The 24,931-nt window shown below is 48.2% G+C and carries 25 protein-coding genes; 10 read left to right on the top strand and 15 right to left on the bottom strand.

Going from position 1 to position 24,931, the window contains the following annotated elements; all coding sequences use genetic code 11:
* The 11 genes from AC14M5_RS16440 to AC14M5_RS16490 form a co-directional block, all read right to left on the bottom strand.
* Positions 1 to 1,401, bottom strand: coding sequence for an FAD-binding oxidoreductase (locus AC14M5_RS16440; RefSeq protein WP_484030775.1), 1,401 nt, complete (start codon positions 1,399 to 1,401; stop codon positions 1 to 3).
* Between the two features lie 32 nt (positions 1,402 to 1,433).
* A complete protein-coding gene (locus AC14M5_RS16445; protein ID WP_484030776.1) occupies positions 1,434 to 1,808 on the bottom strand; it encodes a nuclear transport factor 2 family protein in 375 nt (124 codons plus the stop codon).
* Between the two features lie 275 nt (positions 1,809 to 2,083).
* A complete protein-coding gene (locus tag AC14M5_RS16450; protein ID WP_484030777.1) occupies positions 2,084 to 2,785 on the bottom strand; it encodes a DNA alkylation repair protein in 702 nt (233 codons plus the stop codon).
* A 4-nt stretch (positions 2,786 to 2,789) separates the two neighbouring features.
* Positions 2,790 to 3,341: a DUF1697 domain-containing protein gene (locus tag AC14M5_RS16455; RefSeq protein ID WP_484030778.1), complete on the bottom strand. Its 552-nt coding sequence runs from the start codon at positions 3,339 to 3,341 to the stop codon at positions 2,790 to 2,792.
* A 107-nt stretch (positions 3,342 to 3,448) separates the two neighbouring features.
* The gene (locus AC14M5_RS16460) at positions 3,449 to 3,958 is read right to left on the bottom strand and encodes a VOC family protein (protein ID WP_484030779.1); all 510 of its coding nucleotides are present in this window, start codon (positions 3,956 to 3,958) and stop codon (positions 3,449 to 3,451) included.
* Positions 3,959 to 3,975: 17 nt separating this feature from the next.
* The gene (locus tag AC14M5_RS16465) at positions 3,976 to 4,587 is read right to left on the bottom strand and encodes a dihydrofolate reductase family protein (RefSeq protein ID WP_484030780.1); all 612 of its coding nucleotides are present in this window, start codon (positions 4,585 to 4,587) and stop codon (positions 3,976 to 3,978) included.
* Positions 4,588 to 4,601: 14 nt separating this feature from the next.
* Positions 4,602 to 5,087, bottom strand: a complete 486-nt coding sequence (locus tag AC14M5_RS16470) for an SRPBCC family protein (protein WP_484030781.1) — start codon at positions 5,085 to 5,087, stop codon at positions 4,602 to 4,604.
* Complete coding sequence (locus tag AC14M5_RS16475; protein ID WP_484030782.1) at positions 5,071 to 5,406, bottom strand: ArsR/SmtB family transcription factor; 336 nt, start codon at positions 5,404 to 5,406, stop codon at positions 5,071 to 5,073. The genes AC14M5_RS16470 and AC14M5_RS16475 overlap by 17 nt, the downstream gene beginning before the upstream one ends.
* A gap of 120 nt (positions 5,407 to 5,526) precedes the next feature.
* Positions 5,527 to 6,336 (bottom strand): prephenate dehydratase, encoded by an 810-nt coding sequence (gene pheA, locus AC14M5_RS16480; protein ID WP_484030783.1) that lies wholly within the window; start codon positions 6,334 to 6,336, stop codon positions 5,527 to 5,529.
* Positions 6,337 to 6,397: 61 nt separating this feature from the next.
* A complete protein-coding gene (locus tag AC14M5_RS16485; RefSeq protein WP_484030784.1) occupies positions 6,398 to 7,579 on the bottom strand; it encodes a pyridoxal phosphate-dependent aminotransferase in 1,182 nt (393 codons plus the stop codon).
* Between the two features lie 142 nt (positions 7,580 to 7,721).
* Positions 7,722 to 8,978, bottom strand: a complete 1,257-nt coding sequence (locus AC14M5_RS16490; RefSeq protein ID WP_484030785.1) for a GAF domain-containing sensor histidine kinase — start codon at positions 8,976 to 8,978, stop codon at positions 7,722 to 7,724.
* A gap of 186 nt (positions 8,979 to 9,164) precedes the next feature.
* On the opposite strand from AC14M5_RS16490, the gene AC14M5_RS16495 reads away from it, so the two are divergent.
* The 5 genes from AC14M5_RS16495 (at position 9,165) to AC14M5_RS16515 (ending at position 14,497) form a co-directional block, all read left to right on the top strand.
* Positions 9,165 to 10,250 (top strand): inositol-3-phosphate synthase, encoded by a 1,086-nt coding sequence (locus tag AC14M5_RS16495; protein ID WP_484030786.1) that lies wholly within the window; start codon positions 9,165 to 9,167, stop codon positions 10,248 to 10,250.
* An 80-nt stretch (positions 10,251 to 10,330) separates the two neighbouring features.
* A complete protein-coding gene (locus tag AC14M5_RS16500; protein WP_484030787.1) occupies positions 10,331 to 11,479 on the top strand; it encodes a polysaccharide deacetylase family protein in 1,149 nt (382 codons plus the stop codon).
* Between the two features lie 90 nt (positions 11,480 to 11,569).
* On the top strand, positions 11,570 to 12,697 hold the full coding sequence (locus tag AC14M5_RS16505) for a polysaccharide deacetylase family protein (protein ID WP_484030788.1): 1,128 nt from the start codon (positions 11,570 to 11,572) through the stop codon (positions 12,695 to 12,697).
* A gap of 18 nt (positions 12,698 to 12,715) precedes the next feature.
* Positions 12,716 to 13,060: a histidine triad nucleotide-binding protein gene (locus tag AC14M5_RS16510; RefSeq protein ID WP_484030789.1), complete on the top strand. Its 345-nt coding sequence runs from the start codon at positions 12,716 to 12,718 to the stop codon at positions 13,058 to 13,060.
* A gap of 6 nt (positions 13,061 to 13,066) precedes the next feature.
* Positions 13,067 to 14,497, top strand: a complete 1,431-nt coding sequence (locus AC14M5_RS16515; RefSeq protein WP_484030790.1) for an FAD-dependent thymidylate synthase — start codon at positions 13,067 to 13,069, stop codon at positions 14,495 to 14,497.
* A gap of 69 nt (positions 14,498 to 14,566) precedes the next feature.
* On the opposite strand, the gene AC14M5_RS16520 is transcribed toward AC14M5_RS16515, so the two are convergent.
* The gene (locus tag AC14M5_RS16520) at positions 14,567 to 15,550 is read right to left on the bottom strand and encodes a potassium channel beta subunit family protein (protein ID WP_484030791.1); all 984 of its coding nucleotides are present in this window, start codon (positions 15,548 to 15,550) and stop codon (positions 14,567 to 14,569) included.
* 112 nt (positions 15,551 to 15,662) lie between these two features.
* On the opposite strand from AC14M5_RS16520, the gene AC14M5_RS16525 reads away from it, so the two are divergent.
* Positions 15,663 to 16,577 (top strand): LysM peptidoglycan-binding domain-containing protein, encoded by a 915-nt coding sequence (locus AC14M5_RS16525; protein WP_484030792.1) that lies wholly within the window; start codon positions 15,663 to 15,665, stop codon positions 16,575 to 16,577.
* Positions 16,578 to 16,673: 96 nt separating this feature from the next.
* Here AC14M5_RS16525 and AC14M5_RS16530 read toward each other — a convergent pair whose 3' ends face one another.
* The 3 genes from AC14M5_RS16530 to AC14M5_RS16540 form a co-directional block, all read right to left on the bottom strand.
* The gene (locus tag AC14M5_RS16530) at positions 16,674 to 17,876 is read right to left on the bottom strand and encodes a transposase (RefSeq protein ID WP_484030793.1); all 1,203 of its coding nucleotides are present in this window, start codon (positions 17,874 to 17,876) and stop codon (positions 16,674 to 16,676) included.
* A 67-nt stretch (positions 17,877 to 17,943) separates the two neighbouring features.
* Positions 17,944 to 19,497 (bottom strand): ABC transporter substrate-binding protein, encoded by a 1,554-nt coding sequence (locus AC14M5_RS16535; protein WP_484030794.1) that lies wholly within the window; start codon positions 19,495 to 19,497, stop codon positions 17,944 to 17,946.
* Positions 19,490 to 20,854, bottom strand: coding sequence for a peptidase MA family metallohydrolase (locus AC14M5_RS16540; RefSeq protein WP_484030795.1), 1,365 nt, complete (start codon positions 20,852 to 20,854; stop codon positions 19,490 to 19,492). Before AC14M5_RS16540 ends, AC14M5_RS16535 begins: the two co-directional genes overlap by 8 nt.
* Positions 20,855 to 21,073: 219 nt before the next feature.
* Here AC14M5_RS16540 and AC14M5_RS16545 point away from each other — a divergent pair, with 219 nt between their 5' ends.
* The 4 genes from AC14M5_RS16545 to AC14M5_RS16560 all read left to right on the top strand — a co-directional run bounded on the left by AC14M5_RS16545 (position 21,074) and on the right by AC14M5_RS16560 (position 24,922).
* A complete protein-coding gene (locus tag AC14M5_RS16545) occupies positions 21,074 to 21,556 on the top strand; it encodes a cytochrome c maturation protein CcmE (RefSeq protein ID WP_484030796.1) in 483 nt (160 codons plus the stop codon).
* A 96-nt stretch (positions 21,557 to 21,652) separates the two neighbouring features.
* Positions 21,653 to 23,716: a heme lyase CcmF/NrfE family subunit gene (locus tag AC14M5_RS16550; protein ID WP_484030797.1), complete on the top strand. Its 2,064-nt coding sequence runs from the start codon at positions 21,653 to 21,655 to the stop codon at positions 23,714 to 23,716.
* A 29-nt stretch (positions 23,717 to 23,745) separates the two neighbouring features.
* Entirely contained in the window at positions 23,746 to 24,264 is a 519-nt protein-coding gene (locus AC14M5_RS16555) for a cytochrome c-type biogenesis protein (RefSeq protein WP_484030798.1), read from the top strand.
* A 91-nt stretch (positions 24,265 to 24,355) separates the two neighbouring features.
* The gene (locus AC14M5_RS16560) at positions 24,356 to 24,922 is read left to right on the top strand and encodes a TlpA family protein disulfide reductase (protein ID WP_484030799.1); all 567 of its coding nucleotides are present in this window, start codon (positions 24,356 to 24,358) and stop codon (positions 24,920 to 24,922) included.
* Positions 24,923 to 24,931: the final 9 nt, after the last annotated feature.

Here is a 24,931-nt window from a genome sequence, read left to right on the forward strand (position 1 = left end):
CTAAGGTTTGATGTTTTGATTCATGTGAAACAGGTTCGTCGGGTCATATTGCGCCTTGATCTTGCGCAGCCGTTCCCACGTGGCATCTGGATACGCAGTGCGGACTTGCGCCTCGTCCACATCCGCAAGGAAGTTCACATATGCTCCTTTATCGCTTTGTTGAATTGTCTTTGCAAATTCAGTCACCCAGGCTTCATGAGTAGCTTTTTCATCAGGGTTTCCATACAGCCCGGCAAGGTTCACCATGATCTTTGATTTGCGATGCGCAAAGGCTGTCCCATCTTCGGGGATGCGCGCCATAGCCCCGCCCAAAACACGCAACTGCGTCACAGACATCATCGCCGTTGAAGATTTTAGATGCTCAAGGATCGTCTCGGCAACAGCACGATCAACGTAGTCGATGAACATCGTACGACCTGCCGCAACAGGATGATAATCTCCGCTTTCTTCCGGCGGATACATTTCCGTGTAGCTCATGGGGCGTAACATATCGGCGAGAGGCGTTGCTAATGCACGGAATGGCGCAAAGGCTCGTTCGCCGTTCGCCACATCGCCGGCGTAGACCATCATTGCGAGGATGATCAATTTGCCGTGATGCTCCTCCGCCAAAAACGGCATCGGCGGCGCGGGCATGACGTTCGCAATGGTCGAAAGCTCCTCGGAGGCAGATTCAGCCTCGGCGATGAAGGAAGCGATCACGTCTGCTGTGGCTGGCAGAAATAACATTCCGCCGTACACTTTATCCACTTCATGCAATTGAAATTGGAAACGTGTTGCAACCCCGAAATTGCCGCCGCCGCCGCGAATCGCCCAAAATAAATCTGAATGATTCTTTTCATCTACATTTAAAATTTGACCATCTGCCGTCACAATTTCGGCGGCTAATAAACTATCAATCGTCAGCCCATGCTTGCGGACAAGGTAGCCAACACCGCCGCCCAATGTAATACCGCCAAGCCCAACCGTACCGGTGTCACCGAAACCAACGGCGAGTCCGTGAGCAGCTGTAGCGGTTGTGAATTCGCCGGCAGTCAGACCTGTTTCAGCCCATGCAGTTCGCGACTCAAGATCAATTTGCAGATCCTTCATTTTGGAAAGATCCAACACGATGCCGCCTTCGGTGATGCTGTGACCAGCACCGCTATGGCCACCACTGCGAACAGCGAGTTCGAGTCCATGCTCGCGCGCCAATGCAATCACCTGTGCCACTTCGGCAGCATTCTTCACTTTGATGATCGCCGCCGGATGACGATCAACGCCGCCATAAAAAACTGTGCGTGCCTTGTCATACTCAGCGTCGCCTGGCATGATCACCTGGCCCTTGAAGCTGGTACGGAGTTTGGGAATTGAAAGGGTAGTGGGTTTGGTCTTTCTCGATGTTAGCTGATTCTTGATCGTCATGATATTTCTCCAAATTTAATTAGGGGTTTCTTCTAAAACATTCCATATTGGTTTGGTGATTTCTCTAGCAGCGGTTGCCCAAGGTCCCAAAGTTCTACGATGCGGTCATTCTCAAAGCGGAAGATGTGAACAACAGCCGCGCCGAGGTCGCCGGGTTTCTGCTGCACATGGGAATGGGCAACCACGAGATCACTCTCGGCAAGCACACGTTTCACCTCAAAAACCTTGTTTGGGTTTTGGCGCGCATTCTCCTCCATGCCCGCCATAAGAGACTGCGCCGATCCCTCGAAAAATGGGTTGTGATGCCTGAACCCTTCACCAACGAACTTTGAATAAGCCTCACGAATATTCCCACTGGAGGCCAACTTGAGAAAAGAGATGGCAATGTCTTTGTTGCTTTCTTTCATAGGCTTTCCTCTTCACCAATAAAATTTTACCTATTTTAGAACAAATATTCTATTTTGTAAATATAGAAAAACGAACTACTTTATGCGAGTCATCACCACGTCATATGAGTTTTCAGGACTTTCCTTCTCACCCTCTTTGAGCATCCAGAGACCTTATTCTTTAGGTTCTTTCAATTATGCACATGAATTTTTGGAAGGTCAACAATTCTGATAATTTTCTTATGATTACTTTAGATTGGGCTAATCTACTATCACTAATTTTTAGCATTGATCATTTACTGGAGTGCTTTCTTCATGCTCAAATAATGCTCACGCTGTTTTTTATCAAAGTGTTCGATTGCATAGCGCAAAGCAGTGCGCGGCATAGTGGCGGCATGTTTATCTAAAAAGCTTAACAGTCTCTGGCGATCTTTATCCCCGGCATATCGCAGCGCCCATCCGGTTGCTTTATGGATTAGGTCCTGATCGTCTTTGAGTAAAATTTCCGCAAGTTCGAATGCATCGTCTACATCGCCTTTTCCAATGAAATATAGTGTGGAAACAATCGCAGTTCGTCTTTCTGCCATCATTTTAGAACGTGCCAGTTTATATAAAACCCTACGCGGTTTATCAAATAGATAACTACCGACGACATAAATTGCACTGCGGTCTACTAAATCCCAAGTATTGATTCTATCGTGCCGTTTGATATAAAGATCGAACAATTCTTTTCTTCTTTCGTCCGATGTTTTCTTGCTGCGAGCTTGAAAATCCATAATGCTGACTGCGCCAACTCGTACTTCATGGATTGGGTTATCGAGTAATTTTTCAACTTCATTCAAAGGCATGTCCATGAATTCTTTGGCGAGCGCAAAAATTTGCCCCATCTTCACGCCGATAATTGCATCTGACTTATCTGATGCAAGATGGGCATGAGCTTTTGCCGCTTGTTTTGAACTAAGCGCTCTGAGCCTTTCCATAAATTGCTTTGCGTTCATCGGGTTACCCTTTTTCCATCAACGATAGCAGTTTCGTCGTCGTGTTCCAGTTGCGTATGGTCATATTTTGATAAACAGGAAGCGAGATGATTCGAGTCAGGCGGCTTTGAGTAGCTTTGCTGATGAGGCGGGAAAAGTAAAGCACGTCTTTTCCTGTATAAGCGTTATCGACGCCTTCTTTTGTGCTCACGCTTTTCATCGCTTCTTTCGCGGTCAATGGCTCTTTCAAGAAAATAACATCGTATCTGAATTTGTCGGGGTCTTTGCCAAATCCGCGCGGCGCTTCCTCCGCCGCTCGTTTAAGTTGCTTGTATGTGATGACCACCAGGCGCGACTCGTATTCAAATAGTTTAGAAAGTACTGTCTCGATTTTCTTCGTCAGTTGGGTTTTATCCTTTTCAGCGGATTTGAAAAGTACATTGCCGCTTTGGATGTAGGTTAAGACATCGGAAAATCCCATACTTTCAAAACATGTTTTCAAATCCGTCATTTTGATAATATTATTCCCGCCAACATTGATACCGCGTAATAATGCAAGATAATAAGTTTCTGTCATATACAACCTTCTGCTTGTTTTGCATCCAATCACATTATGAAATCAGGGCGACCCGTCAATAATTGCGAAATGCTTTGTGATGACGGGCCGCTCCTGTCCAAGTTTTTTTACTCCTGATTATATGCCTGCTGCAAATCTGCAATGATGATCTTGTGCATCTTGAGCATGGCGTTGATAACTCGTTTTGACTTGACAGGATCCGGGTCGCTCATCAACTCGCCCATCTGCCTTGGGATGATCTGCCACGATAAACCGAATTTATCCTTGCACCAACCGCATTGCTCAGATTCGGGAACGGCGGACAGTTTATTCCAGAAGTAATCCACCTCTTTCTGATCTTCACATTCGACGTAGAAGGAAGTTGCCTCAGTGAAGTTGAAGATCGGGCCACCGTCGAGTGCCATGAAGCGTTGACCTGCCAGCTCGAAAATACCGGTGATGACCTTGCCCTCCAACGCGTCTGCACCGGGCGCATCCATGCCTTTTTCGTAACGAGTGATGCTAACGATCTTTGACCCTTCTTTTTTGTACGGCGAGCCGTTGAACGTGTCAACGTAGAAGTTCATCGCCTCCTCTGCCTGCGTATCGAACCATAAAAACGGGATGATCTTTTTCATTTTATTTCTCCTTTTATTTATTTCACAACTCGAAATCCGAGATGCGTCACGTGCGGAGTCTGTAGGTTTTGTATACATTCCAGATTAATCGGGCCGGTACGTAGACGGTCAAATAAACTTACACCATCACCGATCAGGATCGGTGCGACATCAACGTGGATTTCGTCCACGAGCCCGGCCTTGAGAGCCTGCTGCAAGATGCTGGGCGTACAGATGACGACATCCTTATTTCCCGCAGCCTTCTTCGCCTGACGGATCGCGCTTTCTACTCCATCAGTGACAAAGATGAACGGTGAGCCTTCCTTGACCCATTCCTGCGGTGGGTTGTGTGTGACAATGAAAGCGGGTGAGCCAGGTGGATGACCGCCCCAGGCATGTGCAATGTCGAAGGTTCTGCGTCCCCACACGCCTGCTCCATAGTGGCTAATGGCCTCTTTGAGAAGCTCGGCACTCTGCTTTGAAACTTTGAGTGGCGGCACTCCTTCAGACATCAAGACCTCAGTATCACCATTAAAATACCAGTTGAAGAGTCCGTCGCCGCCATCGCCCAGACCATTTTCAGGGCCATCATTCGGGCCAGCCACAAAGCCATCCAGCGACATGGTCATATTGAAAGTAACTTTTCCCATGTTATTCTCCTTTACTATATTTTCGCAAGAATCTCATCGAGGCGTTCATAGCCTTCATTAACGCCTTTTTCCATTCCAGATTGGACCATGCCGTCTCGATCAGAAACAGATTGAAAGACGGATTGAATCGTGATCTTGGTCCTATCGCCGGGCAGAGATTCGAGTCTCATCACGTCGAGGGTGACGTGTCCGCGTTCGGGGAGTCCTTCAAATTCAAAGGTTTGGATCATCAGATCCTCAGACATTTCATGGAACACACCATGAAAACCAAATTCATTTCCATCCTTATCCTTGTGGATATAACGATACCTGCCACCGCTAACAGGTTCAAATGTTTCAAGGATCATTTCGTATCCACGCGGCCCAAGCCATTGCACATAAAGTTTTGGGTCTACGTGCGCTTTGAATACAAGTTCACGCGGCGCATCGAATTCGCGTGTGATAAAAAGATCTTGTTTACCTGGCTCGGCTTTGATGGTTGTTTTATTTTTTGATGGCATGTCTTTTCTCCTTTTTCATAGTTGATAAAACTTCATCCAAACGGTCAAACCGTTGTTCCCATAATTGACGATAATGCTCGACCCAATCAGAGACCTCGTTCAGTTTGTCGAAACGCGCTTCGCAATATCGCTCACGCCCCTGCGGAATGATGACCACGAGTCCGCATTCCTTCAATATCCTGATATGGCGTGAAACGGCAGGGCGGCTGATACGAAAATTTTCAGCAACACCGTTCAGCGTGAGCCTCTGTTGTGCCAGTAACGCTAAAATCGCGCGGCGGTTTGGGTCTGCAATTGCTTGAAAAACGTCTCTTCTCATGTTCACCTATGTGTAACTGTTCGGTTACTTATTACATTGGATTTTAGAACACATATTCTTTTTTGTCAAGATAAAAAAGGGTTGAATTATCAGTTTTATGATACCCCCTACAGCATCTTATTATTTAAATCTAGGATAAGAACCCAGCACCCGTAGCATCATTGCATATTCCCCCAAATGATCGAGCGCGCGTTTTACAGCATCATCATGCTCTGCGCCAATGAAATCGATATAAAACAAATACTCCCATGGGCTCCCCTGCAATGGACATGATTCAATTTTTGTAAGATCAATATCACGCAATGCAAAGACGCTTAACGCCTTGAACAATGCACCTGGCTGATTTTTCAATGTGAACACGATGGATGTCTTCGCTTCTTCCTTCGGGACAGTTGATTCTCGTCCGATAGCGAGAAAACGCGTATAGTTTTCTGCGTTATCTTCGATCCCCTCTTCCAGAATTTGCATTTCATATAACTCAGCGGCACGGCGCGATGCGATTGCAGCCACATCACGCGCACCTGATTCTTTCAACATCTTTACACTGCCCGCCGTATCGTAGGCTTGCTCCGCTTTGATTCCTTGTTTGCGCAAATACCCCGCACATTGTCCTAACGCCTGCGGATGACTGATCGCTTTTTTGATATCTTCCTTCTTAACTCCAGGCATCGCAATCAAACAATGCTGAACACGTAGAAAGTATTCCCCCACAATATGCAAGTTATGATGAAGAAGCAGATCGTAGTTCTGGTGAATGCTTCCAGCCAATGAATTCTCAATGGGTATTAAAGCCGCATCACATTGATTTGATACGACAGCATCAAACACCGCATCGAAAGATTTGCAAGGAAGAGTTTCAACTTGCCCAAAATAATCGAAAACAGCTTGCTCACTGTACGCGCCAGGTTCACCTTGGAATGCGACTTTCATTTCAGCTCCTCATTCTGCTCGAACGTCAATAGTCAGAAGTCGTTCGACCTTCGACTTTTGACTATTGTCTTTCCGCCCACTCCACGATCTTCCGAAAGCCTGCTTCCACATCTTCGTCTGAGGCTGCAATCGTCATGCGGATAAAACCATCGCCTTGCTCGCCAAAGGCCGAACCAGGGACAAGCCCTACGCCTGCTTCATCCAGGATCCGCTCGCACATTTCCACAGATGACATTTTCAAAGAGCGAAGATCAAGAAAGAAATAAAACGCGCCTTGCGGTGGAATCACTTTTACTTTGTCGCTTTCCAATTCGTGTGACAGGCGCAAGACCGACTCGCGGCGACGAGCATATGCGGCGCGCATGTTCGCAGTGACTTCCTGGATTGCGGGGTCGGTCAACGCGAAGGCGGCGGCTTTTTGAATGAAGGGAGCCACGCATGTGATCGAGTTTTGTCCCGCTTTCAACGCATTTTCAATGATCTGTACGGGTGCAGCTAGGAAGCCAACCCGCCAGCCTGTCATGGCATAGGATTTGGACAGGCTGTTTACAAGGATAGTTCTTTCCTTCGCGCCTTCAATTACCGCTGCGGATGTTGGTCTCTCTTCATAATATAGGCTTCCATAAACTTCGTCGCTGACGATCCATAGATTGTGTTTCGCGGCAAAGTCTTGAAGTTTCTGCAAATATTCGCGTGTAGGATATGCGCCCGTTGGGTTGGATGGATAGTTCAACACGATGACACGGGTTTTGGGAGTCAACGCTTGCAGCCATGAATCAAAATGAGGGATGAATCCATTGTCGGCGGGGGCAGGGATGCGGATCACATTTCCGCGCAGCATGATAGCCATATTGGAATGAGTCGCCCAGGATGGATCGGGAATCAAAACGTCATCGCCCGGGGTGAGGATGGATTGCATGGCAAGATAATAGGCGTGGATTCCGCCATGTGTGATCAGGATTTCGGTAGCGGGGTCATAGGCAACACCTTCGTTGCGAGTCAGCTTTTTTGCAACAGCAGTTCTCAGGTCAAGGTAGCCACGAGAGGGGCCGTAATGGGTCAGACCATTTTGCATAGCCTTGAGTGCCACATCTATAACAGCGGGCGGAGTCGCAAAATCTGGGTCACCGACTTGCAAACCGATGATGTTGTGTCCGTTGGCTTTGAGGGCAAGGATACGATCTGCCATTGCAACAGTGGCAGATTGACGAATGAGATCAAATTGAGGGTTGAGGCTTTGCATGGGGACTGTCCAGTTCAAGAGGAGATTGCTTCGTCGGGCTAAAGCCCTCCTCGCAATGACATGAGAATGGGCGTGAGTGTATCAAAAAAATAAAAATCCCGTCAACCAATTTGACGGGATCGATCATGTATTGATCAAAATCTCATTCAACAAATGGCTGAGAAGATTCGGGTTCGCTGCTTTTATTGACAGGCAAAAGAAAAGTGAATTTACTTCCGAGGCCTTCGGTGCTTTCCGCCCAGATGCGGCCACCGTGCATTTCGATCATCACCTTTGCAACGGAAAGCCCAAGCCCCATGCCGCCATGCCTACGGGTAAGATGGGATTCGACTTGATAGAAACGGTCAAAGATGCGCGGCAAATCTGTGGAAGGGATACCCAAGCCGTTATCCTGCACAGATACTTCCACATATTCGGGCTGCTGCCTGCCGTGAATGGTGACCTGCCCGCTTTCATTCGTAAAGGTAAGCGCGTTCTTTAACAGATTGCTTAATACAATTGCTATTTTCCCACCATCGATATTGACCCATAGATCATGCCCGTGTTCGATCTCGGTCTTGAGGGCAATGCGTTTCTTTTTCGCCATGTCACGGAATGAGGCAGAGACATCGTCGATGATCCGCGCGACAGAAACCCTATTCGAACGCACGAGTGAGCCACCTGTTTCATAATTATCGACACGGGTCAGGCTCTCAATAATTTCCTTCAAGCGTGAGGCATTGCGGATGATGGTATCCACCTGCTCCTGATGTTCACTGCCGATCAATTCCTTTAAGAACGTAGCGTGACCCAGGATCAAGCCAAGCGGTGTGCGAAGTTCATGGGAAGTGATGGCAATAAATTCATTCTTCAATCGGTCAAGGTCGCGGGCTTCATCCTGTGAAGATTGTCCTTTTTTCTCAAGGAAATCATTTTGCAGGGCGGTCGAGGCGAGCGATGCCAGGGTCTCAAGAATGAGGATATCCTGTTCGCCATAATTTTCCTTTTTATTAAAAACTTCAAATGCACCAACGGGTCTGCCATGCAATACCAGCGGCACAGCCAGGATCGAACGAGTGGTAAAGCCCGCAATATCATCTATTTTTTTGTAATGACGATCATCGTTTGTCACATCATCGATTGCGAGTGGCTTCATATTAAGAAAGACCCAGCCCGCGGCACTGCCATTTAATGGGACTTTGGCAGACGTGATCGCAGCCCGATGGAACCACGGGACGAATTTAAAAGAAAATTCCTGCGAGGCTTCATCATATTCAAGCAGGGATGCGCTATCGCTCTCGGTTAATTCTGTTGCGGCGGAGAGAATGGATTGCAGATAAGTCTCAAGGTTTTCCATTGCACTGAGACCACGAGTTATTTCAAATAGACGGGAAAGAATTTTTGCTTGATCGACGGTCATATTTCACAGTATCGCATAATTTACTAAACTACGGTTTTGTATTTACTCGCAATTCCAATGATATGTTTTCTTATTTATTGGACCAGCGATAATTGCCACAGTAAGATTATACTTCACGGGTATATCTGAATTTGGAGCTAATAAAGATACAAGGAAATTGCAATCAAACATCAAGGAGAATAGTTTATGGCAGGTAAAAAAGTACGTGTCGCCATCATTGGCGTGGGGAATTGCGCTTCATCTCTCGTGCAGGGCGTTCAATTCTACAAGAATGCAAAAAAGGATGAAACCATCCCTGGAATTATGCACACCCAACTCGGTGATTATCATGTGCGCGATATTGAGTTCACCATCGCCATCGACGTGAACGCCACCAAGGTCGGCAAGGATCTCTCCGAAGCCATCTTCGCCGAACCCAATAATACCTATAAATTTGCGGATGTGCCCAACCTCAACGTGCCCGTTGTGCGCGGTATGACCCATGACGGGCTTGGCAAATATCTGAGTGAGATCATAACAAAAGCGCCGGGTTCCACCGCCAATATCGTCAAGCTGTTGCGCGATACCAAGACCGATGTAGTCATCAACTTTCTGCCAGTCGGTTCAGAGATGGCAACCAAATGGTATGTGGAACAGATACTCGAAGCGGGCTGCGCATTTGTCAACGGCATTCCCGTTTTCATTGCATCCTCTGAGTATTGGGGCAAACGCTTTGCAGACGCTGGCCTGCCCATTCTTGGAGACGACATCAAAAGTCAGGTCGGGGCGACGATTGTTCATCGTGTCCTCACTAGCTTGTTCGTAGATCGAGGCGTCAAGATCGACCGCACTTATCAACTCAACTTCGGCGGCAATACTGACTTCCTGAACATGCTTGAACGCGAACGTCTCGAAAGCAAAAAGATTTCCAAGACCAATGCCGTCACCAGTATGGTTCCATACGATATGGGCAAGGATAACGTCCACGTTGGCCCCAGCGACCATGTCCCCTGGCTGACGGACCGCAAGTGGTGTTACATCCGCATGGAGGGCACGACCTTTGGCAATGTGCCTTTGAATCTGGAACTCAAGCTTGAAGTATGGGACAGCCCCAATTCGGCGGGGGTCATGATCGATGCCGTGCGCTGCGCCAAGATCGCGCTTGACCGCGAACTTGCAGGCCCCATCGTTGGCCCGTCATCTTATTTTTTCAAGACACCTCCCAAACAATTCAAGGATGAGATCGCCCACCAAAAAGTGGAAGACTATATTTCGGGCAAGTCGGACGAGTGAGACAGAGATTGATGAATTAGAGATTAGTGGGACGTTTGCGAAATGCGGACGTCCTATTTTTTTCAGGTAGAATTCAACGCATGAAAATTTCTTACGGATCACGCTTCATACTTACCCTCAGCCTGCTTGCCCTGCTATTGGCCTCCTGCCAACCCGCGCCTGCCACCTCCGACCCAACCATCATACAGACATCTGCATTTGAAACTGCATTCGCGCAGATCAACATGCCCAGCGATACTCCTGCGCCAACAGAAACTCCGCTTCCAACTGCAATCATTCCGCGCACACCGCCAGCATTACCAGCCGCTTATCAAACATCCATATTGAAATCACACGATATTCCGCGCACATATGTGGGGGATACCTGCCAGTATCTGCAAAACAAATGGAACTCAAACAACGCCGCCCCGGGGACAGTAGTAATGGTCATTATGTTCCATGGGGTCAACAAAGGTGAAGCCACTGGAAATGATATTACCGTCAACCAACATAAGAGGCTGATGGATGATCTGTTTCTAGCTGGCTTTCAAGCCATCAACATGCAGCAAATGGCTGACTTCATGTATAACAACGCAAAGATTCCGCCACGCTCTGTACTTTTGATCGTGGATGACCGCCACTTTGCCGAATATTTCAACGACCACTTCCGCCCATATTATGATCAATGGGGCTGGCCGGTGATCAATGCATATATCGGTGTGGATGAACGCGTTGACCTGTGGGCCGAAAACGCTGCACTCTCTGCCGAAGGCTGGGTGGATTATCAATCACATGGCTACCTGCATAACACTCCCATTGGCGAAGGCTCTTCAGATGAATTTATCAACAGCGAAATGGGCGGGGCGATCACATCCATTCAAAAATATATGAACAAAACCCCAATCGCCTACATCTGGCCCGGTGGAGGGTTCTCGCGCCGTGCTGTTGAAATCGGCCCGCAACTGGGGTACAAACTCGGCTTCACGGTCAACCCGCGTGGACCTGTCATGTACAACTGGGTTCCACAAGCGGATACAGTCAACGATTCGAATCCATATGCTGTTCCCGAAACTCCAGCAGGAAACCCACTGATGACCCTGCCCCGCTACTGGAGCCCGGATGCCCGCGATAATATTGACTCAGTCCGCGCTATCGGTGATGAAGCCACACAATATGCAGAACAAAATAAAGCCACCGAGCTGGAATATTATGATATTGTCTGCGCGCCCACCTACGGGCCGATCCCATAAAATTCCTTCACGAATACAAAATGCACGATGACAATCGTATTGTTATCGTGCATTTTCATTGATTGAAATTCGTTTACAATGTAGTCACCCATGAACAAGCAGACAGACAACATAAAACACATCCTTTACCGATTCACGCTCATCCTACTAATCTTAATAATCCTGGTTTCCTGCGAGCCATTCTCCTCGAATTCCATCCAACAAGAAAAACCATTACAAACAGAGGCAACGCTCGCGGAAATGCCCAAAACCGCAAGTGTCACATTGCCGGCACTGCCTGCGACATTTCAAACTACTTTATTAAATCCGCTGGATACACCGCGCACCTACGTGGACGAGACTTGCAGGTATTTAAGAAACAAATGGAATCCCTTGAATGCCGAACCCGGCACAGTGGTGATGATCATCATGTTCGGGAAAATACAATCTGGCCCAGCCACCGAACCCAATAGTATTAACGTAAAGGACTATATGAGAATCATGGAACAGCTCAAAGCCCAGGGCTTTGAAGCCATTAACATGAAACAATTCCTTTTCTTCATAGAAAGAAATATCATCATCCCTCCGCGATCTGTGCTCATCATGCAGGATGGAAACCAGGAAGAAGATTACTTTTACAAGTATTTCCGCGATTACTGGGCAAACTGGGGCTGGCCTGTTGTGAACGGCTGGCAGAGCAACTCCGAAACTTCAGAAACCCTATCGCAGGCAAACGTTGAAATGGAAGTGGAGGGCTGGGTGGATCATCAGGCGCAAGGTGTAAACCCGGATACAAAGCTCTCGGATGAATCCGCAAAATCGGTCATTGCACGTGAGCTACAAGGTTCACTGGATGCCTTTGGCTATCAATACGGAAAGACCCCCATTGCATTTATCTGGCCGAATGGCGGCATCGGCCAACGCCCAGTGGAAGCGGCGCGCCTGCTCGGCTATCAACTCGGCTTCACTTCCAACTCCCGCGGGCCCGTTATGTATAACTGGATCCCTCTCGCCGATGAGACTGATCCTGAACGCCCGGACTACATTCCTGAAGGCAGGCTCAACGATCCATTGATGACACTTCCGCGTTACTCGCCAGATCAGGCATTCACAGCAATTGACCAGGCCCGCGCTGTTGCCGAAGAGGCAAATGCTTATGCACTGGCTAATAAAGATATCGAGCACGAATACTATGAAATTGTATGCAGTGAAACCTACGGCCCCATGCCAACCCCATAACCTTTCAGGAGCTTCCATATGTCAGATTGTCTCTTCTGCAAAATCATCACAGGCGACATTCCCAGCACGATTGTTTACCGCGATGAACAAGTGACTGCCTTTCGCGATATCAACCCTGCCGCACCCACCCATATTCTCATCCTGCCAAACAAGCATATTGACTCGGTCAATGTGATGATCGACGATGATGAACAACTGATCGGTCATCTATTCACAGCCGCAAAAAATATTGCCGCAAAGGAAGGCGTGGCCGAAGGTGGTTATCGTCTCATCCTGAACACGGGCCCGGATGCAGGCCAAACGATCTTTCACATCCACCTGCATCTAATTGGCGGTGCGCCAATGAAGCACCCGATGGGATAAACCAAAATGCCCGAACGAGATATTTACCTGCTTTCCCCGCGCGCCCTCAGCCCCGAAACGATTGCCGTTGCCTTTGCAAAAACATCGCGCGCACCAGAGTCGTTTCGTGAAATCGCGTCAGAATTAAGTGACGAAAAATCCGCGCAGTTCCACGAGAAATGGGTCGTGGGTTATGGGCACGCCTCCGTGGCTGAACATGCAGTTTTGCATATTGCCTTTGAAAATGTTTCGCGTGTTGCCATTGAAACCATCGAAAGCAGCCGCCTCGCCTCCTATACTGAAAAATCAACGCGCTACCAGAAGTGGGGGCCTGATGATTTTACGATCCCACCAGAATTAGATGGACATCCACTGCACGATGAATTTATCCAAACCGTTCGCCTCCTTTTCTCGACTTATGCTGAATCGCTGGACCCGGTCAAGAATCTCATCCTCAGCCTTTCCCCCCGCCGCGAGAAAGAATCTGATGAAGGCTATGACCGCCGCATCCGTTCGCAGTACGTGGACAGGTGTCGCTTCATCCTGCCCGCCGCCGCCAATGCCAACGTCGGCATGACAGCCAATGCCCGCATCATGGAAATGGTCATCCGCAAAATGCTTTCTCATCCGCTGGCAGAAGTAAGGCAAATTGGCGAAACGGTGAAGGAAGTAGCCAAGGCCGAAACACCCACGCTTGTCAAATATGCAGATGCGGTGCCATACGTTGTTGAAACAGTTGCGAAAATTGGGAACTGGGAATTGGGAATTGAAAATCGTCAATCGTCTATCGTCAATCGTCAATCGAATTGGTGTAAATTAATTGAATACGACAAAGACGGTGAAAAGAAAATCCTGGCCGCCGCTTTATATCGTTTCAATGAAATGCCCTACTCAGATGCATTCGCTTACATCAAATCATTGAATAAAAAAGAGCGCGCGACCCTGACGGCCACATTACTCGAAAAATTGGATAAATTTGATGTCCCTCTGCGCGAACTGGAATACTGCAATTACACCTTCGATCTAGTCATGGATCAGGGCGCTTTTGCCGAATTCAAACGTCACCGTATGATGACACAGACTCCGCAGCGATTGACAACGAGGCTTGGGTATACGGTCCCTCTGCTCGTAACAGAAGCAGGATTTGGGTCCAAATATGAAGCGGCGATGGAAGCCGCAATCAAGATGTATGAGAAATTACATGCCTTCAATCCAGATGTCGCGCAATATATTGTCCCCAATGGATTCAACCGCCGCGTGCTGGCACAATTCAATTTGCGCGAAGCCTTTGCATTCTGCCAGTTACGCACCGCGGCGAACGCACATTTTTCGATCCGAAGAGTGGCGCAAAAAATATATGAAGAAATATCACACGTGCATCCATTGCTGACGAAATACATGAAACTGCATGATGAAACCTGGCAGAGCGTGGAAGAAAATCATTTCACAAAAATATAACCGTAAGGGCACAGCGAAACCAGAATGCAATTTTATCTGCAATCGACTCGCTGTGCCCCTACAACTTATTTAATCGTCCTCTTCTTCCTTCTTCACTTCAAAGATCGCATCGATCTTTTCCATCATCTCTGGTGTGATCTTATCCACCACATCAGAAGCCTTCATATTCTCGCGCACCTGTTCCACACGGCTTGCGCCAGTGATGACCGTGCTTACGAATGGATTCTTCAAACACCATGCCAGCGCAAACTGTGAGAGTGTGCAACCGAGTTCTTTTGCAATGGGTTCCAACGCGGCAACTTTGGCGAGTCTTTGTTCGTCGGTCAACCTGTCCTTTAGCCATTCATATCCTTTAAGTGCGCCGCGGCTATCTTTAGGAATACCCTTTTTGTATTTTCCAGAAAGCAAACCTGAAGCCAGTGGACTCCACGTCGTGGAACCATAGTGATATTCCTTATAGAAGCGGATGTAATCGCCTTCCATGCGAGCGCGCTTGAACATATTGTATTCAGGTTGTTCCACAACAGGCTTGTGCAGATGATGGCGCTCGGCGATCTGGATTGCTTCAACAATTTCAGAAGCTGCCCATTCTGAAGTTCCCCAATACAAGGCTTTGCCCCATTCAATGATGTTATGCATTGCCCAAACAGTTTCTTCTATAGGAGTCGTTGAGTCGGGGCGGTGGCAATAGATCAAGTCCACGTAATCCATTTGCAAGCGTTCAAGCGAGCCATTAATGCCTTCAATGAGGCGTTTGCGATTAAGCGTGTTCTTTTCGTTCACGCCATTATTGATACCCCAATAGAATTTCGTGGAGACCAAATAACTGCCGCGGCGCCACTTTAACTTCTTGAGCGCCTCGCCCATCACCGTTTCCGATTTGCCGCCTGCATACACTTCGGCATTATCGAAAAAGTTCACGCCCACATCATAAGCCGCAGACATCATATCCACTGCCAGGTTCGCGTCCACCTGGTTATGAAAAGTAACCCATGAGCCAAAAGACAATTCACTTACTTGAATTCCAGTCTTGCCTAAATGACGATATTTCATTATGCCTCCCGAGAATTTTGTTTAATTCTGGAGTCGGGCAGCTTGCTGTCCGCATTGTGAAGCAGCTTGCTGCTTCACTCCAGAGTCACACCCTACTGATTATAATCACCTCATGCAAAAATCATACTTACTTTGCGCGTTGCTTCTTGCCGCATGTGCTTCCTACAACGAACAACCCATTGACGTTGCGCTTCAACCCTACCTTACCAGCACATCCGCGCCAACATCCACACCTAATGTGATCGTCATCGTTGAGACGCCTCTTCCAACCGCTACGCCATTCATTTACACAGTTCAAGAAGGTGACACGCTTAGCGAAATCGCCGAGAAATTCAAAATCTCGCAGGATGATCTAAGAGCGGCAAATCCAGATGTGAGCCCGAACAGCATGTCCATCGGGATGACTCTCATCATCCCAGACCCTTCCTCCGCGTTGGCAGGCGCATCAACGCCTACGCCCGTGCCTGCTCCCATTACCCAAACCGTTTGCCACCCGTCAGCAGATAACGGCTTGTGGTGTTTTGCATTGATCCAAAATAATTCGGTTGAGCCGCTTGAAAATGTTTCTGCGCTAATCACATTGCTTGATGAAAACAATAACGCTATAGCGAGCCAAGCTGCATTCACACCCTTGGATATTATTCCGCCAAATTCATCCATGCCTGTGTATGTTTTTTTTCCAGATACGTCTGCTAATGTAAAGATACAAGTCCAATTGTTGAGCGCTATTCAATCTAATAACTCGCGCTACCTGCCTGCCGCTTTGAATAACACGATTGCCCAAATTGACTGGGACGGCAAGACTGCTCAACTCAGCGGACAAATATTTCTGCCCGCAGAATCGCAAGCCGCAACCCAGGTCTGGGTCGCGGCAGTGGCTTATGATGAAGATGGCCAAGTAGTTGGAGTGAGGCGTTGGGAAGGCGGAGCGATCCAGCCTGGAGTGAGTATCAATTTCAGTTTTTCAGTTGCCAGCCTCGGGTCCGCGATTGAGGCGGTGGAGTTTTTTGTGGAGGCGAGACCATGACCCCCTCCGCCCCTGCCTTCGGCGGGGCACCTCCCCCAAATGCGACTGAAGTTCGTCGTATTTGGGGGAGGATGGGTGCTTACAAGGGTAGGTATTTCAAGTAGGCCAGGGTTCAGGGATAAATCTGCCCAAAGGCAATGGTCTTTGAGCAATGAGAGCAGTGATGATGATCAATATTCCGCGATGAAAACAGGATAGGAAACGAGGGAATGATGTTTTTCGGGGACGACGGCGAGCAATGTGATTTTCAGGTAACGCCTCAAAAGAACTTGCAGGAATATTTGCATCAGCTTCTCCTCCAACGCTCAGAACCCAAAGAGTTGCAACGGCGATGGCCAACCAAAAACGAGTTGCTCTTTGGGGGTCAACCATACGAGTGTATTGCCATTGCCAGCCTGCACTTTTGATGTGTTTGAAGCCAGACTCAATCCAAGTTCGAAGTCCATACCAGCAGGGCAAGGCCTGATCGGGAGGTAAGTCGGTCAGGATGAGCCAAGGTTCTTCAAAACCTTCTTCCCATTGAACTAAAAGTGTAGCCTCAATTGGATGAGTCTTGAAACAAATACCTATTCCAGACCAAATACAGCCAGGTTGATAAAAAGCTGAGTTCAAAGTTTTAGATTCGCTTCCATCTTTTGGACGAAAGAAAAATCTTCCATTGATGCGTAAAAACGGGTGCCATTTGCACTTTTGAATGGCTTCAAACAGCCAACTGGCATATAAACCGCGATCAGCCATGACAATCACTACCCAATCTTCTGGAATTACTTCTTGAAAAGGAGAAAACAAATCTAACCAAACCTCCTTCCAGGATCCCTTTTCAATCGCTGGAAGAACACGCCAGGCAATCGGAATGACACAACTTCGATACACGACACTAATCACCAAAACCACCAGCACTTGTCCAAGACTGGTTGCATCCATTGCCAAAGCTAAACGCTTCTCATTGATAGGCCACCAAGACAAAACCCATTGAAGCAATGGCACAAAACTACCACTCACTTCAATTTCACATCGTCCTTCTCCGCGTTTATCATCTTTGGCGTAATACCACTCTCGTATTCGCTGGCGAACACTATTTTCTTTTGCCCCTGTCAACATTGCCAAACTACTTGAAACAGAAGTCAGACCACAGGAATGCGAGATCACCATCCCAAAACTCCACAATGCCAATACGCTTGCTTGAGGAGCACTCAAATGCGACATTTGTTTTGCAACCGTTTGATGCCATTCTTCCAGTGCGCTTATGGTATAAATATTTTTGCTCCGATGTCGATCTGAATTTAGTGTCCAAACCAAATTCTAATCTCAATATCGGAGCTTTTCTAAATACCTACCCTTGTAAGGAGGATGGGTGGGGGCTGGGTCATTTCCCATCCAACCACATATATCTTTCAAGAGGCACAGAGATCGGGGTAAAGACGAAACCCTTCACGTAGGATTGCACCAAGTGATATGAAAACGAATGAGTGGTGAAGAGTACGGGGGCGTCGTTCACGATCATCTGCTCGGCTTGTTGATACATGGCAATGCGTTTGGTTACATCCTGCTCGATGCGGGCTTCTTCGAGGAGCATATCCAGTGCGGGGTTGGAATAGCCGCCATGATTTTGATTCGAGCCGCTGTGGAAAAGAATATCTGCGAAATTTTCAGGGTCGGGATAATCTGCACACCAGCCTCCGCCAAAGATCTGGCCGTGATTTCCAGAAAATATCTGGTCATAGTAATAGTTGTATTCAATGTTCTCGATCTTGAGCGTAACGCCAAGATTCTGTTCCCACATCTCTGCCATGGCGGCCACATCAGAGTTGACATAACTGCCGATACCAGCATCTGTATAAACAATGGGAGGCAGACCTTTTGCGCTGCCATATTTTGATTCAGCAAGCAATTGGCGCGCCTGTTCAGGATCATAGGGCAGGCCTTGAAGCCCATAATTGAAACCAGGCAAACCAGGCGGGAAGGGGCCAATAGCTGGCAGAGATTGTCCACGTAGAACAACCTCAATATATCTTTGTCTGTCAAAAGCCATGGAAAATGCCTTGCGCACATTAACGTCATCAAATGGCGGCTGGGTCGTATCAAAAACGACATAACCCGTGCAAAGATTGATTCCCGTTACCAGGTTGCGATTAAGTGGTTCTTCGGGATCTAACATGCGCTCAATGGAATTCAACCCCACACCTGCAATATCCACATCTCCAGTTTCAAAAAGACGCACGTCATCGCCCGCATATAACTTCTCAACGATGTAGGGAATGGATGGCGCGCCAAGGTAGAAATCCTGATTGGCTTCGTAAAGTATATGCTCAAAAGATTTCCATTCTGTTAATCGATAGGGGCCCGTTCCATTCGGCTGGCGCACCCATTCTTCGCCAGTTTCCACATTTTCCTTATTCACTACGAAGGCAGTCGCAAAGGTTAATTTCAAAAGGAAGTAAGGTTTGGGTGCATCGATTGTCACCTGCAAAGTTTTATCATCCATGACCTGTAACCCGCTGATGTGATCTGCCTGCCCTGCGACCATTTCACGCACGCCGACGATATCTCCAAGATAAGTTAACACCGTATCGGACTTAATCTGCGGGCTGGCAGCCCGTTCCCAAGAATAGGCCACATCCTGAGCAGTGACCTCGCGCCCGTTGTGAAATTTTGCGTTCTCGCGAATGTGAAAAGTGTAGACTGTGCCATCAGCATTTACTTCCCATGTATCTGCGATGTCGGGGGTGAGGTTCAGGCGAGGGTCGAGAGAGACCAGTCCGCTAAAGATGAGTTTATTACCAGCGCTATAAACAAGAGCTTGGTCGAGAGGCAGCCCAAATTGCAACGCAAATACATCTTGTGTGCTGGATGTTAAAAAGAGGGACGAAAGCAAGAGGAGCAATACAAAACTGATGAGTAGTTTTTGAAACCTACCCATTGCTGCTTCCTTTTGTGTTTTCTCTGCGAACGAAGATCCCTAAAATAAATACGCCAATGACCAGAAGAATCAGTAAACAAAAACATAACATGGCGATGGTCAACCAAAGTGGCGGACCTGTTGGAGTTGATTCAGGATTGTCAAATGATGATGTGGGGATAATATAAGGAGTAGGTGTGACTGCAAGGATCACACCTGAGATCGGCACGTAAGTAGGGACAAAGGTTGGGGTGGGTTGCGAGGTCGGTTGGGCAGAAACAGTTCGAGGCGCAGCCCCAATCGACTCTCTCCAGGCGTCTTCCAAACCTTCGGTATCGAATCCATAAACTTCGAGCAGGGCAGTGTCCACAGATTTTGCATCGCGCAGGGCAGTCAACAATTGAGCAATATTTTCCTGTCCGTATGAATCGATCAGAAATTTTATGATGCTGTAGGATTGGCCGTAAGATAGGTTGGCTTTATCGGGGAGTTCAGAGAAGCCGCCGTTGAGTGAGCGAACCGAAATCAAAGAGTTGTTGGTGATGGCATCGTCAAGCAGGGATCGCATATTGGCATCCAGGCCGCCTTCGCTATACATGGCAAGCCCTTCATCCAACCAGGCTGGCACAGTTCCAAGACAGGAGAAAGTGAAGTGGCCGACGAGCACATGTGTAAGCTCGTGGATGATGGCGTTCTTATCCCAGGTTGAATCGGAACCTGAGGCACCCATGATGACAATGTTATGATCTACAAATGCCAGTCCGCCTGTCCATGAAGGTTCGTAGAGAATGGCTTCCCGCATGTCGTCATAGTTGGGATAAACATAAATATTGATGGGGTCTTCAGTTTCAAGGCCTGATTGCTCTTTGTTGCGACGCAGGCCTTCGAGACCGGCATCCAGCATGGTTTCGGCGAAAGCTTGTTTCTGGCCGTACCAATGCAGGCTCAAGTCTTCACTGGTGATGGTTTGCCAATCATGAATATCATCCAGCCAAGTGATGGTATTCATTTGGCTTGTAAATTCTGCACCTGTTTCATCTTTATAACGCCAGCGCCACCACAGCTCTGCGCCGGGCGGGAGTGAACCGCTCTGGCGCATTTCCCATGCCCATTCCACATCCACTGAATTGGATGGCGTGAATTGTGGAAATGCTTTTGCGATGACCTCACCGCAGGTCTGTTGTTCGTTACCATACTCAAGGATCACAGAAGTGATGACCGCGCTCGATTTTAATGTGGCGGAAAACGTGGCAGCTTTAGGAAATGCCAATGTAACCCGATCATTTTCCACGTCGGCTTGAGGCGCAGCAACGGCTTTTGTTGGGGCAAGGATCATTCCGGTCAACAATATGGTAAAGATGATTAATTGGTTTCGCATTGCACAACTCCTTCGATAATTTTACCTGTTATACGAGCAAAGAAATCATCATGTGCAAATAGGACAAATTCAGGAGGTTTTAGTGACATCCATCCACCCATGAAACTCAGCATCGTTTAATGTCGTCATGTAAAATGGACTTAGTTTGTAACATTTCGTACTTTGTGCACAGCACTATGCGACCAAAAAGTATCCTGACAAATTTTTTCGGAGGAAGACATGAAGATGAATAAGTTCTTTATCGGTGGAGCATTTATTCTAGCGGCTGTGGCCTATCTTATCGTTTCATCAACACAGGCAAGCGCAGAATATTTCATGACCGTGAACGAGTTAAAAGAAGACGGCTCTTCAGCCGTTGGAAAGAGCCTGCGCCTTTCAGGGGCGGTACTCGGCGACACGATCCAATATGATGCATCAACACTTACTCTTACATTCCAAGTTGCGCATGTCTCTGGCGATAACGATGAGATCGAGGCCCAGGGCGGTTTGGCTGAAGTACTTTACCAGGCGGTAAATGATCCATCCCGCCAGCGCATAACTGTGGTTTACATCGGCCCAAAACCAGATCTGCTGCGCGGCGAGGCGCAAGCCATTATGACTGGCAAACTCGGTGAAGATGGCGTCTTCCATGCTGAGGAGCTTTTGCTCAAATGCCCCACTCGCTATGAAGAAGCGGTCCCGGAACAAGCCGCAACGAATTAAAAAACAGCCTGATGGGTCATTGCCTGTCAGGTTTTATTTCCCCTCACCCCCTGCCCCTCTCCCATAAAAGGAGAGGGGAGAAACAAGGAAAGTCCTATGTTTGCAGAATTTGGATATGGCGTTTTATTGGTCAGTTTCATCGTCGCGATCTATAGCGGCGTTACGGCAGTTTATGGTGCAGCAACCAAATCGGCTGCATTGGTGGAAAGTTCGCGACGCGCCATGCTGCTCACCTTCCCCCTTATTTCACTTTCAGCCGCAGTTCTGATCTACTTGCTGATAAATAATCATTTTGAAGTGGCCTTTGTTTATGAAGTGACCAGCCGTAGTATGCCCACTTATCTTAAGGTCACAGCCTGGTGGGGCGGACAAGCTGGTTCGCTTGTATTTTGGTCCTGGCTTTTGGCAGTGTTCACTTCGGCGGTCACCTTGCGCAAATGGGATCGTGACATTGAGTTTCTGCCCTGGGTGATCCTGGTCTCAGCCGTCACACTCACCTTCTTCCTGGGCATGTCGGTCTTTTTTGAAAATCCATTCGCACGCTTCTGGCTGGTGGATGGAAATGTTGTACCAAGCATGTTCACCCCTGCAAACGCGACCATATTCACACCGCAGGATGGGCAGGGACTAAATCCGCTTCTGCGCCACCCGGGCATGGTCATTCATCCGCCCATGCTTTATCTTGGCTTCGTCTCTTTCGTGATCCCCTATGCCTTCGCCATGGCCGCACTCATCACCGGCCGCACCGATGACCGTTGGATTCGCATCACACGCCGCTGGTCCTTGTGGGCCTGGCTCTTCCTTTCCTTCGGCCTCGTGCTTGGCGGACGTTGGGCTTATGATGTTTTAGGCTGGGGCGGCTATTGGGGCTGGGACCCGGTTGAGATCGCAGCCTTCATGCCATGGTTGACCGGCACAGCATTTTTACATTCCGTCATGATCCAGGAAAAACGCGGCTTGCTCAAGCACTGGAACATGATCCTTGTTATCCTCACCTATGCACTTGTTATCTTCGGAACTTTCCTGACACGTTCGGGTGTGCTTTCATCTGTCCATGCTTTTGCCAACAGCCCGATTGGCCCTTTCTTCATGGGCTATGTGACTCTGACGCTGATAGTATCTGTGGCGCTGGTCATTTGGCGCTGGCCTATACTACGCAGCGAAACTGAGATGAAGTCCATGCTTTCTCGCGAGGCTCTCTTCCTGCTCAATAATTTGCTTTTCATGAGCATTCTGGTTGTATGTTTCTGGGGTGTGATCTTCCCGCTGGTTTCAGAGTTATTCACCGGCCAAAAAGTGACTGTCGGCCCGCCATTCTATGAACGCGCTACTGCCCCGCTCTTCTCAACCTTGCTCTTCTTAATGGCAGTTGCGCCACTCTCCGCTTGGGGACATTCCACCCTGCAGACCCTTGGACGCGCGATCTGGAAATCAACGGTTGTCGCCCTGGTTGTAGCTGTGGCATTGTATTTCACTTACACACAAAACATTGGCGCACTGATCGGCTTCTTCCTGATCGCGCTAGCGTTGTTTGCCACCACGCATGAATTTTGGCGAGGCGCACGTTCAAGACAAAAAACGCAGAACGAAAGCTTCATCACTGCCCTCTCACGTTTGATGGGACGCAACCGCCGCCGCTATGGTGGGTACATCATCCACATGAGCATGGCATTGATGGCAATCGGTATTCTCGGTATCGAGCTATTCCAAAAAGAGACACAGGGTACGCTTTCACAAGGCGAGCAATTAAATGTTGGTGGTTACACAATCGAATACCGCGAACTGGCATCATGGGATAACCAGAGCGAAGGTGTAAACCATACCCGCGCGGTTGTGGATGTATACGAAAACGGAATTTATCTCGGTCAGCTCAACCCGCGTATTGACTATTATTTTGACGCCCAACAAAACATGACCATACCCGGTCAACGCTCCACTTTACGGGATGATCTTTACATCCTGCTGGTGGATTGGCAGCCCGTCTCAAGCATTAGCGCGACATTCAAAGTGTTCGTCAACCCCTTGGTGAATTGGTTATGGGTGGGCAGCCTGCTCTTCCTGGTTGGCATCGTCTTCGCGGCCTGGCCTGATAGTGACCCGGTAGAGGAACCTGCGCAACGCAGTGTGACACGCAGCAGCCAGCCAAGCGCAGCGGACTAATGCGTTCGTGATCCCTAAGGAGCTACAAAATGAACCATACCATCGCTAAGAGATCATTACGCATTTCGTATTTCGTATTACTCGTTATCGCACTTGCCTTTGCCACGACAAGTGTCCTTGCGCAGGACAGCACCCCTACCGATGATGAAGTGAATGCAATTGCCAAGCAGTTGTATTGCCCTGTCTGTGAAAACACGCCCTTGGATGTATGCCCAACGGAAGCCTGCCGCCAATGGCGGGAACTGATCCGTACGCAGCTTTCACAAGGTATGACCGAAGATGAGATCAAACAATATTTTGTGGATAACTACGGCGCACGTGTGCTAGCTGAACCTCCACGCACGGGGTTGAACTGGCTGGTTTATATCCTGCCACCTGCGATCATACTTTTGGGAGCCTTCTTCCTCTTCCATTCCTTCCGAGAGTGGACCAAGCCCAAAGTCGCCTCAACAGGTGAGGGCGGGCGCGAAGCGAGAAGCGATAAGTCTACTCCCGCAAAAGATGATTATGTCGCCCGTCTCGAAGAAGAGTTGAAGAAAAGAAAATAAAACAATCACACAGACCTGACAGGTTTTCAAAGGAGTCTCTTAATCGCAGCGGTTTTGCGGAAACCTGTCAGGTCTTTTTCTGGAGAATGTCATGACTGAACCAATCCCACAAAAACGGGGCGTGCCACTATGGGCGCAGATCATCATCTGGTTATTCATTGTTGCTTTGCTTGTGCTGGTAGGCGTAATCCTCAGCAAACGCCAGCAAGGGACAGTACAGCCTGGCGATGCAATTCCCGATTTTACATTGCCATTATTCAGCGGTTATGAATATGAGGGCAAAAGTGAAGTAAAACTTTCAGATCTAAAAGGCAAGATCGTTGTACTTAATTTCTGGGCTTCATGGTGCAAGCCTTGTGAACAGGAAGCTGCCGAGCTTGAAGAAGCCTGGGAGTTTTACGAACCAGGCGGCGATGTCGTTTTTCTTGGCGCAGATTATGTAGATACAGAACCCGAAGCGCGAGCGTATTTGAAAAAATTTGGAATTACCTATTCCAACGGGCCAGACATGGGCACAAAAATCTCGCAATTATTCCGCATTCGCGGTGTGCCTGAAACATATTTCATAGACCAGAACGGCGTCCTGTATTACGTGAAAGTTGGACCCTTCCTTTCAGTGGATGAAATCAAATCCATCGTTGCACAAAAACTACCTTAAGGCGGATAC

It is taken from the genome of Candidatus Villigracilis sp. (assembly GCF_057083605.1).

Coding starts and splice junctions, on each gene's coding strand:
- AC14M5_RS16550 (WP_484030797.1), top strand. CDS start 21,653: ATGTTTGCAGAATTTGGATATGGCGTTTTATTGGTCAGTTTCATCGTC.
- AC14M5_RS16560 (WP_484030799.1), top strand. CDS start 24,356: ATGACTGAACCAATCCCACAAAAACGGGGCGTGCCACTATGGGCGCAG.
- AC14M5_RS16455 (WP_484030778.1), bottom strand. CDS start 3,341: ATGACAGAAACTTATTATCTTGCATTATTACGCGGTATCAATGTTGGC.
- AC14M5_RS16475 (WP_484030782.1), bottom strand. CDS start 5,406: ATGAGAAGAGACGTTTTTCAAGCAATTGCAGACCCAAACCGCCGCGCG.
- AC14M5_RS16505 (WP_484030788.1), top strand. CDS start 11,570: ATGAACAAGCAGACAGACAACATAAAACACATCCTTTACCGATTCACG.
- AC14M5_RS16525 (WP_484030792.1), top strand. CDS start 15,663: ATGCAAAAATCATACTTACTTTGCGCGTTGCTTCTTGCCGCATGTGCT.
- AC14M5_RS16520 (WP_484030791.1), bottom strand. CDS start 15,550: ATGAAATATCGTCATTTAGGCAAGACTGGAATTCAAGTAAGTGAATTG.
- AC14M5_RS16485 (WP_484030784.1), bottom strand. CDS start 7,579: ATGCAAAGCCTCAACCCTCAATTTGATCTCATTCGTCAATCTGCCACT.
- AC14M5_RS16445 (WP_484030776.1), bottom strand. CDS start 1,808: ATGAAAGAAAGCAACAAAGACATTGCCATCTCTTTTCTCAAGTTGGCC.
- AC14M5_RS16460 (WP_484030779.1), bottom strand. CDS start 3,958: ATGAAAAAGATCATCCCGTTTTTATGGTTCGATACGCAGGCAGAGGAG.
- AC14M5_RS16440 (WP_484030775.1), bottom strand. CDS start 1,401: ATGACGATCAAGAATCAGCTAACATCGAGAAAGACCAAACCCACTACC.
- AC14M5_RS16495 (WP_484030786.1), top strand. CDS start 9,165: ATGGCAGGTAAAAAAGTACGTGTCGCCATCATTGGCGTGGGGAATTGC.
- AC14M5_RS16540 (WP_484030795.1), bottom strand. CDS start 20,854: ATGCGAAACCAATTAATCATCTTTACCATATTGTTGACCGGAATGATC.
- AC14M5_RS16510 (WP_484030789.1), top strand. CDS start 12,716: ATGTCAGATTGTCTCTTCTGCAAAATCATCACAGGCGACATTCCCAGC.
- AC14M5_RS16545 (WP_484030796.1), top strand. CDS start 21,074: ATGAAGATGAATAAGTTCTTTATCGGTGGAGCATTTATTCTAGCGGCT.
- AC14M5_RS16465 (WP_484030780.1), bottom strand. CDS start 4,587: ATGGGAAAAGTTACTTTCAATATGACCATGTCGCTGGATGGCTTTGTG.
- AC14M5_RS16500 (WP_484030787.1), top strand. CDS start 10,331: ATGAAAATTTCTTACGGATCACGCTTCATACTTACCCTCAGCCTGCTT.
- AC14M5_RS16555 (WP_484030798.1), top strand. CDS start 23,746: ATGAACCATACCATCGCTAAGAGATCATTACGCATTTCGTATTTCGTA.
- AC14M5_RS16470 (WP_484030781.1), bottom strand. CDS start 5,087: ATGCCATCAAAAAATAAAACAACCATCAAAGCCGAGCCAGGTAAACAA.
- AC14M5_RS16490 (WP_484030785.1), bottom strand. CDS start 8,978: ATGACCGTCGATCAAGCAAAAATTCTTTCCCGTCTATTTGAAATAACT.
- AC14M5_RS16450 (WP_484030777.1), bottom strand. CDS start 2,785: ATGAACGCAAAGCAATTTATGGAAAGGCTCAGAGCGCTTAGTTCAAAA.
- AC14M5_RS16535 (WP_484030794.1), bottom strand. CDS start 19,497: ATGGGTAGGTTTCAAAAACTACTCATCAGTTTTGTATTGCTCCTCTTG.
- pheA (WP_484030783.1), bottom strand. CDS start 6,336: ATGAAAGTCGCATTCCAAGGTGAACCTGGCGCGTACAGTGAGCAAGCT.
- AC14M5_RS16515 (WP_484030790.1), top strand. CDS start 13,067: ATGCCCGAACGAGATATTTACCTGCTTTCCCCGCGCGCCCTCAGCCCC.